The organism is Acidovorax carolinensis (genome assembly GCF_002157145.1).
Classification (GTDB): Bacteria; Pseudomonadota; Gammaproteobacteria; order Burkholderiales; family Burkholderiaceae_C; genus Acidovorax; species Acidovorax carolinensis.
In genome coordinates this window covers 3850992-3862500 of the sequence record NZ_CP021361.1, presented here as the reverse complement: position 1 = coordinate 3862500, position 11509 = coordinate 3850992, and the positions used below count along the sequence as shown (strand labels likewise).

The 11509-nt window shown below is 61.9% G+C and carries 9 protein-coding genes, 2 rRNA genes and 1 pseudogene (1 of these 12 running past the window's edge); 5 read left to right on the top strand and 7 right to left on the bottom strand.

The annotated features are described in order from the left end of the window. Positions 1-1314: ribosomal RNA gene (locus CBP34_RS18160) — 23S ribosomal RNA — on the top strand; it begins 1565 nt to the left of the window's first position. 145 nt (positions 1315-1459) lie between these two features. Further along, positions 1460-1572, top strand: a 5S ribosomal RNA gene (gene rrf / locus CBP34_RS18155). Positions 1573-1760: 188 nt separating this feature from the next. On the opposite strand, the gene CBP34_RS18150 is transcribed toward rrf, so the two are convergent. From CBP34_RS18150 to CBP34_RS18130, 5 genes and pseudogenes are all read right to left on the bottom strand, one after another. Continuing rightward, complete coding sequence (locus tag CBP34_RS18150) at positions 1761-2531, bottom strand: class II glutamine amidotransferase (protein WP_086928360.1); 771 nt, start codon at positions 2529-2531, stop codon at positions 1761-1763. Positions 2532-2563: 32 nt separating this feature from the next. After that, positions 2564-4042 carry a DHA2 family efflux MFS transporter permease subunit gene (locus CBP34_RS18145; protein WP_094098840.1) on the bottom strand — a complete coding sequence of 493 codons (1479 nt, stop codon included), beginning with the start codon at positions 4040-4042 and terminating at the stop codon, positions 2564-2566. Between the two features lie 11 nt (positions 4043-4053). Continuing rightward, a complete protein-coding gene (locus CBP34_RS18140; RefSeq protein WP_086913646.1) occupies positions 4054-4242 on the bottom strand; it encodes a 4-oxalocrotonate tautomerase in 189 nt (62 codons plus the stop codon). Between the two features lie 144 nt (positions 4243-4386). After that, positions 4387-4506: pseudogene (locus CBP34_RS20170) on the bottom strand (cysteine-rich CWC family protein); the annotation flags it as partial. Between the two features lie 191 nt (positions 4507-4697). Then, the gene (locus CBP34_RS18130) at positions 4698-6905 is read right to left on the bottom strand and encodes a malate synthase G (RefSeq protein ID WP_094098839.1); all 2208 of its coding nucleotides are present in this window, start codon (positions 6903-6905) and stop codon (positions 4698-4700) included. Positions 6906-7180: 275 nt separating this feature from the next. Between CBP34_RS18130 and CBP34_RS18125 the strand changes: the two genes are divergently transcribed. Then, on the top strand, positions 7181-8104 hold the full coding sequence (locus CBP34_RS18125) for a LysR family transcriptional regulator (RefSeq protein ID WP_094098838.1): 924 nt from the start codon (positions 7181-7183) through the stop codon (positions 8102-8104). A gap of 54 nt (positions 8105-8158) precedes the next feature. Continuing rightward, on the top strand, positions 8159-8605 hold the full coding sequence (locus CBP34_RS18120) for a DUF2214 family protein (RefSeq protein ID WP_086913643.1): 447 nt from the start codon (positions 8159-8161) through the stop codon (positions 8603-8605). A gap of 134 nt (positions 8606-8739) precedes the next feature. Here CBP34_RS18120 and CBP34_RS18115 read toward each other — a convergent pair whose 3' ends face one another. Both CBP34_RS18115 and CBP34_RS18110 read right to left on the bottom strand, forming a co-directional pair. Beyond that, positions 8740-9027, bottom strand: coding sequence for a PsiF family protein (locus CBP34_RS18115; protein ID WP_086913642.1), 288 nt, complete (start codon positions 9025-9027; stop codon positions 8740-8742). 123 nt (positions 9028-9150) lie between these two features. Beyond that, positions 9151-9675, bottom strand: coding sequence for a hypothetical protein (locus CBP34_RS18110; protein ID WP_086913641.1), 525 nt, complete (start codon positions 9673-9675; stop codon positions 9151-9153). 123 nt (positions 9676-9798) lie between these two features. Between CBP34_RS18110 and argS the strand changes: the two genes are divergently transcribed. Next, complete coding sequence (argS, locus tag CBP34_RS18105; RefSeq protein ID WP_094098837.1) at positions 9799-11508, top strand: arginine--tRNA ligase; 1710 nt, start codon at positions 9799-9801, stop codon at positions 11506-11508. Position 11509: the final 1 nt, after the last annotated feature.

Sequence of the window (11509 nt, the reverse complement as noted above, 5' to 3'; positions counted from 1 at the left end):
CTAAGCTTCAGCTACACACGACCGTACCGCAAACCGACACTGGTGCGCGAGATGAGTATTCTAAGGCGCTTGAGAGAACTCAGGAGAAGGAACTCGGCAAATTGATACCGTAACTTCGGGAGAAGGTATGCCCCAAGTAGGTGAACCTGTACAAGGCGAGCCCAACGGGGTTGCAAAAAATCGGTGGCTGCGACTGTTTAATAAAAACACAGCACTCTGCAAACACGAAAGTGGACGTATAGGGTGTGACGCCTGCCCGGTGCTGGAAGATTAAATGATGGGGTGCAAGCTCTTGATTGAAGTCCCAGTAAACGGCGGCCGTAACTATAACGGTCCTAAGGTAGCGAAATTCCTTGTCGGGTAAGTTCCGACCTGCACGAATGGCGTAACGATGGCCACACTGTCTCCTCCTGAGACTCAGCGAAGTTGAAATGTTTGTGATGATGCAATCTCCCCGCGGAAAGACGGAAAGACCCCATGAACCTTTACTGTAGCTTTGTATTGGACTTTGAACAGATCTGTGTAGGATAGGTGGGAGGCTTTGAAGTGAGGACGCTAGTTCTCATGGAGCCAACGTTGAAATACCACCCTGGTGTGTTTGAGGTTCTAACCTAGGTCCATTATCTGGATCGGGGACAGTGCATGGTAGGCAGTTTGACTGGGGCGGTCTCCTCCCAAAGCGTAACGGAGGAGTTCGAAGGTACGCTAGTTACGGTCGGACATCGTGACGATAGTGCAATGGCATAAGCGTGCTTAACTGCGAGACTGACAAGTCGAGCAGATGCGAAAGCAGGACATAGTGATCCGGTGGTTCTGTATGGAAGGGCCATCGCTCAACGGATAAAAGGTACTCTGGGGATAACAGGCTGATACCGCCCAAGAGTTCATATCGACGGCGGTGTTTGGCACCTCGATGTCGGCTCATCTCATCCTGGGGCTGTAGCCGGTCCCAAGGGTATGGCTGTTCGCCATTTAAAGAGGTACGTGAGCTGGGTTTAAAACGTCGTGAGACAGTTTGGTCCCTATCTTCCGTGGGCGCTGCAGATTTGAGGAAGCCTGCTCCTAGTACGAGAGGACCGGAGTGGACACACCTCTGGTGTATCGGTTGTCACGCCAGTGGCATTGCCGAGTAGCTAAGTGTGGAAGAGATAACCGCTGAAAGCATCTAAGCGGGAAACTCGTTTCAAGATGAGATCTGCCGGGGCCTTGAGCCCCCTAAAGAGTCGTTCAAGACCAGGACGTTGATAGGCTGGGTGTGGAAGCGCAGTAATGCGTTAAGCTAACCAGTACTAATTGCTCGTGCGGCTTGACCCTATAACTTTGATAGCCAACACACGCAAGTGTGAATAGCTCAAAGATTGTTATGCCAAGTTGACGCAGTCAAAAGACACAAAAATCTGATTCCAAACTCTATGAATTCGTTGTGTTGCTCCCACGAGCAGCACGACAACAAGTTATGCCTGATGACCATAGCAAGTTGGTACCACTCCTTCCCATCCCGAACAGGACAGTGAAACGACTTTGCGCCGATGATAGTGCGGGTTCCCGTGTGAAAGTAGGTCATCGTCAGGCTCTTACAGCCCAGCAACGCCCCACTCAACCTCTGAGTGGGGCGTTTCTGCTTTTGGGGAAGCACAATTGCAACCGCCTGCCCCCCACAAGGTCTGCACAGTCCCATCCTTCTGCATTCGTGCGGAAAACTGCGCTAGAGGTGGCATGGAAGCGTTTCATTCAGCTATCCGCCGAACTCGCCGCGAACGCTATTCGTTGTCGGCCTCGCTCCCACCCACAAACACCTTCAGCTCTCCCGAGCCGAAAGCCTTCCATTCCTCGTTCACGGTCAGCGGCTCCGTTGCTAGCAACTGAATCCTGTCAGACGGCGTTGTCAGGGGGGCGAAATCGATGCTCAGATCTTCATCCGAGAGTTGTGCGACTGCAAAAGGATGCTGTCGTTGCAGGTGATAAAGGTGGGTGGAGGCGTGTGCCCACAGTGCTTCTCCGTTGGACAGGAGAAAGTTGAACGTGCCGTGCGCTGCAATCCGTGGTGTCAGTTCGCGCAACGTGCGGGTGAGTTCTTCGATGCGGGGCATCCCGGCATGTGACTTGGCAAGTTCCTGCAGCAGCCAGCAAAAGGCATGTTCGCTGTCGGTGTTGCCCACGGGATGAAAATGCGTATGCAACCGGGGCCGAAATTTCTTTAAATCACCGTTGTGCGCAAAAACCCAGTAGCGCCCCCACAGTTCGCGCACGAAAGGGTGGCAGTTCTGCAGGCTGACCGGGCCCTGGGTGGCCTTGCGGATGTGGGCGATGACGTTGAGGCTCTTGATGGGATAGTGCCGAATGAGTTCTGCAATGGGCGAATCCGCGGCGCGCTGATGGTCCACGAAGTGGCGCAGGCCCCGGTCTTCAAAGAAGGCGATGCCCCAACCATCCGCGTGGTCCGCCGTATTGCCGCCACGTTGGGCAAACCCCCGAAAGCTGAAGGTAATGTCCGTGGGCGTGTTGCTGTTCATTCCAAGCAGCTGGCACATGGGAATATCCGGTGGTGTAGTGACATGGATAGTCAGGGTAGCTGCTCAGCGGATGCCTGCGCTGGTGCACCGCGCAACTGCCATGCCGCAATCAGGGCAAGCAGGCAAAGCCCTGCAAGCATCAGAAAGGTCTCGCCAAACGCTGCGATGCGTGCAGGGCTGGTGGTGGTGGCCGCCAGCGAGTCACCATGAACGCCCAGGCGCCACTCCAGCACGATGCCGCACAGACTCACGCCTGCCGCGCCCCCCAGCATGCGCACAAAACCGATGATGCTGGATCCTTGCGAGATGAGCGCCTTGTCCAGCGGCCGCATGGCGCCCAGGTTGAGCGATGGCAGGATGAAGCCCAGTCCGATCCGGCCGAGCACGGCAAACAGCACCAGCGTCCAAAGGGCCGATTGCAGCCCCACCAGCATCATCAGCGCAAAGGAGAGGCCCAGCAACGCCAGGCCCGTACTGACCAGCCAGTGGGTGGCGACCCGGTCGGCCAAACGGCCAACCAAAGGAATGCTGATCGCCAGCACGATGCCGGAGGGCAGAATGATGGTGCCCACATGCGACGGCGATAGCTGCAACCCCAGTTGCATGAAAACGGGCAGCAGATAGGTGGAGCCGAATAGCGCGGTGCCATAGATGAACGCAACCACGCTGCCCATGGCGAACTGCCGGTATTCAAACACCCGAAGATCCATCAAGGGCTTTTGCCCGCGTTGCGTAAAGCGTCGTTGCCACCAAAGAAAAAGCACCAGCGACAGCGCGGCGCCGCCCAGCAGGAGGGCAGCCTCGGCGTATGGACCGCTGTGCAGCGCCACTAGGCCATTGAGAAGGCACAGCGTGCCCAATGTGCCCAGCGTCAGGCCGCGCCAGTCCAGCGGCTCGCCACGGCGATTTGCTGGCACGCCTCCGGGGGCGGTGACGGGCACGAATTTATAGGCCAACGCGATGGACGTAAGGCACAGCGGCACGACCATGAAGAAAATGGAGCGCCAGCCAAACCAGTCCACCAGCAGTCCCCCCACGCTGGGCCCGATGGCAGGAGCCAGCACCACGCCCATGCCAAAAATGCCGCTGGCACGGCCCTGCTCATGGGGTTTGAAGGCATACAAGATGATCACGGCGGGAATGGGCTGCACCACCCCGGCCGCCAGCCCCTCGGCGACACGCGCGACAAGAACCAGACTGAAATGCCCGGCCACCCCACCCCCGATACCGCCCGCCAGCAGTAGCACCATGGCACCGACGTAGGTGGCCCGGTAACCATAGCGCGATAGGAGCCACGGCGTTGTCAGCATCGACACGGTGGTGGCCACCATGAAGCCGGACGTCACCCACTGGGCGCGCTCCTGGCCCAGCGCGAAGTAATGGCTCATGTCGGGAATCGCCACGTTGACGATGGTGGACGACATGATGGACGCCATGGTCCCCACCATCACGGAAAGCAGCAGCAGCCAGCGGTAGCGGTCGCCGTAGCGCTCGCGCAGCGCGGCGATCGAGCCGGACGGCTGTGTCATGGGCGCAGTGGTCAGGAACGTTCGGTCCAGAGCTTGCCGCCGGTGGCCCAGTTTTCGCGCTTTACGTCGGTGATGAGGATGTCCACGGATTCGGGTGAGCCGCCCAGGATCTCGACCGACACGCGGGTGATTTCGGCAACCAGCTGCTTCTTTTGCTCGATGGTGCGGCCTTCCATCATTTCAATGTGGTACGTCGGCATGTTCAGTAGCTCCTCGCAATGCAATGCCTGATCATATCGGCGCGCCGGTGGCTGCGGGTCGGTGCTCTGCGTCGCCGCGGCCCCGCAAGTCGGGCAGATGCACGCGCGCCCGCGCAGGGCATCGGGAACAGCCGCCAGCGCTGCGGCCGAAAGCTGTGCCGACATGCACCAGCAGGTATCGGCCGCTTGCCCGGCAGCCACGGCGCACTGGTTGCCTTGCCCGCACAAAGGGCAGACGCTGGTATCGAGGGCAGGCTGAGGCATATGCAGGTAGTCAGGGCGGTCGCCCGGTGGGGTGACGGTCAGTGTAAGGGTGAGTGGCCCAAAAGAAAGGCACCGCGAAGGGTGCCTATCCATTGTTGTGAAAATGCGGCGTAGCGCTTATGTGCTAAACGCTAGTTGCTATTAACTATGCAGCAAAAGGGTGCCAGTGCAGTTGCAGTCTCTGCGCGTCCTTACGCGGCCGCCTTGAGCTTCAGGCGCCACGCGTGCAGCAGCGGCTCGGTGTAGCCGCTGGGCTGTTCGGTGCCCTTGGTCACCAGTTCCACCGCGGCGCGGTAAGCGTAGGAGGTATCAAAGTTTCCTGCCATGGGCCTGTACAGCGGGTCACCGGCATTTTGCTGATCGACCACGGCCGCCATGCGGCGGAAGGTTTCCTTTACCTGCGCCTCGGTCACCACGCCATGCAGCAGCCAGTTGGCCATGTGCTGGCTGCTGATGCGCAACGTGGCACGGTCTTCCATCAGGCCCACGTTGTGGATGTCGGGCACCTTGGAGCAGCCCACGCCCTGGTCCACCCAGCGCACCACATAGCCCAGGATGCCCTGGGCGTTGTTGTCCAGCTCTTGCTGCTTTTCGGCATCCGACCAGTTTGGGTTGGCGCTGACGGGCACGGAGAGCAGGCCGGTCAGCAGGTTGTCGCGTTCGGCGTTGGCATCGATTTTTTCCATCTCGATCTGGATGTCGCTGACCAGCACCTGGTGGTAGTGCAGCGCGTGCAGCGTGGCGCCCGTGGGGCTAGGCACCCAGGCGGTGTTGGCGCCCGCCTTGGGGTGGGCGATCTTCTGCTTGAGCATGTCGGCCATCAGGTCGGGCATGGCCCACATGCCCTTGCCGATCTGCGCCTTGCCGCGCAGGCCACAGCTCAGGCCCACCAGCACGTTGTTCTTTTCATAGGCCTGGATCCAGGCGCTGCTTTTCATGTCACCCTTGCGGATCATCGGGCCGGCCTGCATGGCGGTGTGCATTTCGTCGCCGGTGCGGTCGAGGAAGCCGGTGTTGATGAAGGCCACGCGGCTCGATGCGGCGGCGATGCAGGCCTTGAGGTTGATGCTGGTGCGCCGCTCCTCGTCCATGATGCCCAGCTTGACGGTGCTGCCCGGCAGGCCCAACAGTTGCTCGACACGGCCAAACAGCTCGGCCGCAAAGGCGACTTCGGCGGGACCGTGCATCTTGGGCTTGACGATGTAGACGCTGCCCTTGCGCGAGTTGCGGATGCCGTCCTTGCCATGCCCCTGGAGGTCGTGCAGTGCGATGGCGGTGGTCACCACCGCATCCATGATGCCCTCGGGGATCTCGCGCACGGTGCCCTGTGCGTCCGTCCACAGGATGGCCGGGTTGGTCATCAGATGGCCCACATTGCGCAGGAACATGAGCGAGCGGCCATGCAGGCGCACTTCGCCCTGGCCACTGGCGGCGGTGTACACGCGGTCGGGGTTCAGGCCGCGCGTCACGGTCTTGCCGCCCTTGTCAAACGATTCGGTCAGCGTGGCCTGCAGGATGCCCAGCCAGTTGCTGTAGCCGAGCACCTTGTCTTCGGCGTCCACGGCGGCCACCGAGTCTTCGAGGTCGAGGATGGTGGACAGGGCCGCTTCCAGCACCAGGTCGCTCACGCCGGCTGCATCGGTTTTGCCGATAGGCGTGGCGCGGTCGATCTGGATGTCGAGGTGCAGGCCGTTGTGCTGCAGCAGCACCGACGAGGGCGCGGCAGCATTGCCTTGATAGCCCTTGAACTGCGACGCGTCCTTCAGGCCCGTGGCGCTGCCATTGGCGAGCGCCACCACCAGCTGGCCGCCTTCGACGCGGTAGCCGGTCGAGTCCTTGTGCGATCCGCTGGCCAGTGGCGCCGTGTCGTCCAGCACCTGGCGCGCGAACGTGATCACCTTGGCGCCGCGCACGGGGTTGTAGCCCTTGCCTTTTTCAGCGCCATCGGTTTCGGGAATGGCGTCGGTGCCGTACAGCGCGTCGTACAGGCTGCCCCAGCGGGCGTTGGCGGCATTCAGCGCGTAGCGGGCGTTCAGGATGGGCACCACCAGCTGGGGGCCGGCCTGCGTGGCCAGTTCGTCGTCCACGTTGGTGGTGGTGGCCTTTACATCGGCGGGCTGGGGCACCAGGTAACCGATGGTCTCCAGAAATTGGCGGTAGGCCGCCATGTCGGTGATGGGGCCAGGGTGGGCCTTGTGCCAGGTGTCCAGCTCGGTTTGCAGGCGGTCGCGCTCGGCCAGCAGGGCGATGTTGCGCGGGGCCAGGTCGCCCACGATGGCGTCGAAGCCTTTCCAGAAGGCGCTGCTCTGCACGCCGGTGCCGGGCAAGACCTTGTCTTCCACGAAGCGGAACAGGGAGGTGGCCACTTGCAGGCCGTGGACAGAGGTGCGTGCGGTCATGGTGCGATGCCTAAGATAGAGAAATAAAGGGGAAGTACAGCCATTGGGTCCGCTGGCGCGAACCATGGACAGACTGTATTGCAATTGTTTGGTGGCATAAAGCCTTTGAATATCTCGAAACCAGTGACTTTTTTGCACAAGTGGTAGTGGTTATCGCTATAAATATAATAGCTATATGCGCTCGTCAATAAAGCGCTACAAGCCGATTTGCTGCGAAATTTTGGATAGCCGTCGCCCTGTGGTCTGAAAGCCATTTGTCTCCATAATCAGCGCCCATGGACAAACTCAAGGCTTTCGAATCCTTTGTCTCGGTGGCCACGCGCGGCAGCCTCACCGCCGCTGCCAAGGCCGAAGGCGTGGCGCCCGCCATCATGGGGCGGCGGCTGGATGCGCTGGAAGAACACCTGGGCGTGAAGCTGCTGGTGCGCACCACGCGGCGCATCAGCCTCACACATGAGGGCAGCGCGTTTCTGGAAGACTGCCAGCGCCTGCTGTCGGACGTGGCCAACGCCGAGGCCAGCGTGTCCGAAGGCGGCGTCAAGGCCACGGGGCATTTGCGCATCACGGCCCCCGCGGGCTTTGGCCGCCGCCATGTGGCGCCGCTGGTGCCGCGTTTTCGCCTGGCCCATCCGGATGTGACCATTTCGCTCAACCTCAGCGACCGCGTGGTGGACCTGGCGGGCGAGGGCTTTGACTGCGCCGTGCGCGTGGGCGACCTGGCCGATTCGTCGCTGGTGAGCGTGCGCATTGCCGACAATCGCCGCCTGTGCGTGGCCACGCCCGCTTATCTGCAGCGCCACGGCACGCCGCGCCACCCCAGTGAGTTGGTCCAGCACGATTGCCTCACGCTGTCGAGCGAAGCCTCGCAGACGCGCGGCTGGGCGTTTCGCATGCCTGCCGCGGGCGGTGGCAGCGAGGTGGTGCACCTCAAGCCCGGCGGGCCCCTCGATTGCTCGGACGGCCAGGTGCTGCACGACTGGTGCCTGGCGGGCTACGGCATGGCATGGCGCAGCACCTGGGAGGTGGAGGCGGAAATCGCAGCCGGCCGCCTGGTGGAAGTGCTGGAGGAGTTTGCCGCGCCGCCCAACGGCATTTACGTGGTTTTTCCCCAGCGCAAGCACATGCCGCTGCGGGTGCGCCTGTGGATCGATTTCCTCAAGCACAATTACAGCCAGCCCGGCTTCTGGACGGCGGCGTAACCCAATCGGTCGTTGCGCGGCGCGCCGTTGTGCCGGGGTTTACAAGGATCTGCAATGACTCTCGAAGCCGTCCTGGCCAGCCTTCACCTGGTGGCCATCCTGACCCTGGTGGTCTTCATGTCGAGCCAGGCGGCGCTGTGCCGCACTGAATGGATGAACGCCGCCGTGGTCGAGCGGCTGGTGCGGCTGGATGTGATCTACAACGTGACGGCCCTGGTGCTGCTGCTCACGGGCCTGGCGCGCGTGGTGTGGGGCATCAAGGGCATGTCCTGGTATGTCTCGCAGCCCCTGTTCCATCTGAAGGTCACGCTGTTTGTGGTCATGGCGCTCCTGTCCATCTGGCCCACGCTGTCGTTTCGGCGTTGGCGCAGCCAACTGCGCACCACCGGCGCGCTGCCCGAACCCCGCGAGGTGGGGCGGGTGCGCCGGCTGGTCATGGTGCAGTCGCATGTGCTGCCCGTGGTGGCGGTGATTGCCGTGTTCTGGGCGCGCGGCTGGTAGGCCTGCAGGGCGCGGCTTTGGGGTGGCTTGGCAAAAGCTCCTGGCGGCGCATGCAGAAAAACCCCGCGAGTCAGCATAAAAAAACCCGCCTGGCAGCGCCGGCGGGTTTTTTTATGTGCAGAGAGCCCGTTGGCTCACTTCTTGAGGCACTCGCTCATGAAGGCCTTGCGCTCATCGCCCTTCTTGCCCGTGGCCTCGGTGTTGCACGCCTTCATCTTGTCTTGCTGCGTGGCGGGCTTGTTGCTCAAGCAGGTCTTCATGAAGGCCTTGCGCTCATCGCCCTTCATGCCGGTGGCGTCCTTGTTGCAGGTGGCCATTTTGGATTGCTGCTTGGTGGGCGCCTTGGCCTCCTCGGCGGCGTGGGCGCTGAAGCCCATTGCCAAGGCCAGGCCGAGTGCAGTCAGGGAAAGAAGTTTTTTCATGGAATCTCCTGGTGTGAGTGCGTTATGGGTGGTCCCGTCGGCATTGCACCATAGAACGCTGAGCGCCACAACGCGGACAAGTCATGAACATCTCCCGTGCAGATTTCCGCGCACGGGATGCGTCTATCGGAGCGACTGGATGGGTGACACGGCGGCGGTATGGAACACCTTGAGCGCCTTCTGAATCTGCCGGGTGTCATACGCCAGGCCACCCAGTGAAAACACCACATCCCCCCGCTGCTGCCAGCGCTTGAGCGCCTTGGCGATCACGCGCAGCGCGGAGTCCTTGTGGCTAGTGTGTAGCTTGACCAGGATCACGTTTTCATGGTTGTCCAGGTGCACACGTTCCATGGCCTCCCAGGGTACGGTGTGTGGGTCGTCCGGACGCAGGTCGGTGATGCCGTTGGCGTCGATGACCACTGCAGGGTTGCGCTGCAGATACGCCTGCAGGGCCGCGCCGCCCAGCGTCCACGCGATGCAAAACGTCACGAAGGCGGCACACAAGAACAGTGCTGTGAACAACCGATCGTTCGACACATAGGCCCGATACAGGGAGTAGGCCAGGCACAGGACCATCATCAGCGTGAAGGGCACCTGAAAAAGCAGGGTCCAGCGGCGTCGATACAGCAGGATGGGCTGGGGCTGCATGCGCAAATCTCCTCTCGAACGGGTGCGGTGGGGCTATTGTGCCCATCGGCCGTCGGTGCACGGCCAGCGTGCCACAGTTGCAGGTCCTGCGCCCCCGCGCTGGCAGCCCCGTAAAATCCGTCGATGCTCACTGCCAAAAATGAATTGCTCGCTGCGCTTGCCGCCGAGCTGGAAGTCCTGTCTCCCGGCGCTGGCGCCAAGGCGGCATTTGAATCTCCCAAGGTGGCCGCCCATGGCGACTTTGCCTGCACTGCGGCCATGCAGCTGGCCAAGCCCCTCAAGCTCAACCCGCGCGCACTGGGGGAACAGATCAAGACCGCACTGGAAGCCACGCCCGCTTTTCAGCGCTGGGTGTCCGCCATCGAAATCGCCGGTCCGGGCTTTCTGAACATCCGCCTCCAACCCGCCGCCAAGCAGGAAGTGGTGCGTGAGGTGCTGGCTGCGGGCGAGCGCTTTGGTTTTCAGGCCAGCAACGGCCAGCAAGTGCTGGTCGAGTTTGTCTCGGCCAACCCCACCGGCCCGCTCCACGTAGGCCACGGCCGCCAGGCGGCGCTGGGCGATGCCATCTGCAACCTGTTCAGCACCCAAGGCTGGAAGGTGCACCGCGAGTTCTATTACAACGACGCGGGCGTGCAGATCGACACGCTGACCAAAAGCACGCAGCTGCGCGCCAAGGGCTTCAAGCCTGGCGACGACTGCTGGCCCACCGACAGCGAGAACCCGCTGGCCAAGAACTTCTACAACGGCGACTACATCGCCGACATTGCCGAAGCCTTCAAGGCCAAAGCCACGGTCAAGGCCGACGATCGCGAGTTCACGGCCAATGGCGATGTGGAGGACTACGACAACATCCGCCAGTTTGCCGTGGCCTACCTGCGCAACGAGCAGGACAAGGACCTGCAGGCGTTCAATCTGCAGTTCGACGAGTACTACCTCGAATCCAGCCTGTACACCAGTGGCCGCGTCGAGGCCACGGTGAACAAGCTCATCGCCAACGGCAAGACCTACGAACAGGACGGCGCGCTGTGGCTCAAGAGCACCGACTACGGCGACGACAAGGACCGCGTCATGCGCAAGCAGGACGGCACCTACACCTACTTCGTGCCCGACGTGGCGTACCACATCGCCAAGTGGGAGCGCGGCTTCACCAAGGTCGTCAACATCCAGGGCACCGACCACCACGGCACCATCGCCCGCGTGCGCGCCGGTCTGCAGGCGGCGGGCGTTGGCATCCCGCAGGGCTACCCCGACTATGTGCTGCACACCATGGTGCGCGTGGTCAAGGGCGGTGAAGAGGTCAAGATCAGCAAGCGCGCGGGCAGCTACGTCACGCTGCGCGATTTGATCGAGTGGACCAGCAAGGATGCGGTGCGCTTCTTCCTGCTCAGCCGCAAGCCCGACACCGAGTACACCTTCGACGTGGACCTGGCCGTGGCGCAGAACAACGACAACCCCGTGTACTACGTGCAGTACGCGCATGCGCGCATCTGCTCGGTGTTGCGCGCCTGGCAAGAAGCCGGTGGCGGCGATGTCGCCTCGCTCAAGGATGTGGATCTGTCGGCCCTGGAAGGCCCGCAGGCCCAGGCGCTGATGCTGCAGCTGGCCAAATACCCCGAGATGCTCACCGCCGCCGCCGACGGTGAGGCGCCGCACGATGTGACCTTTTACCTGCGCGATCTGGCCGCCAGTTACCACAGCTATTACGATGCCGAGCGCATCCTGGTGGACGACGAGGTGGTGAAGAAGGCGCGCCTGGCGCTGGTCGCTGCCACCGCACGGGTGTTGCACAATGGCCTGGCCGTGCTGGGCGTATCGGCCCCAGCCAGAATGTAAG

Coding starts and splice junctions, on each gene's coding strand:
- CBP34_RS18150 (WP_086928360.1), bottom strand. CDS start 2,531: ATGTGCCAGCTGCTTGGAATGAACAGCAACACGCCCACGGACATTACC.
- CBP34_RS18145 (WP_094098840.1), bottom strand. CDS start 4,042: ATGACACAGCCGTCCGGCTCGATCGCCGCGCTGCGCGAGCGCTACGGC.
- CBP34_RS18140 (WP_086913646.1), bottom strand. CDS start 4,242: ATGCCGACGTACCACATTGAAATGATGGAAGGCCGCACCATCGAGCAA.
- CBP34_RS18130 (WP_094098839.1), bottom strand. CDS start 6,905: ATGACCGCACGCACCTCTGTCCACGGCCTGCAAGTGGCCACCTCCCTG.
- CBP34_RS18125 (WP_094098838.1), top strand. CDS start 7,181: ATGGACAAACTCAAGGCTTTCGAATCCTTTGTCTCGGTGGCCACGCGC.
- CBP34_RS18120 (WP_086913643.1), top strand. CDS start 8,159: ATGACTCTCGAAGCCGTCCTGGCCAGCCTTCACCTGGTGGCCATCCTG.
- CBP34_RS18115 (WP_086913642.1), bottom strand. CDS start 9,027: ATGAAAAAACTTCTTTCCCTGACTGCACTCGGCCTGGCCTTGGCAATG.
- CBP34_RS18110 (WP_086913641.1), bottom strand. CDS start 9,675: ATGCAGCCCCAGCCCATCCTGCTGTATCGACGCCGCTGGACCCTGCTT.
- argS (WP_094098837.1), top strand. CDS start 9,799: ATGCTCACTGCCAAAAATGAATTGCTCGCTGCGCTTGCCGCCGAGCTG.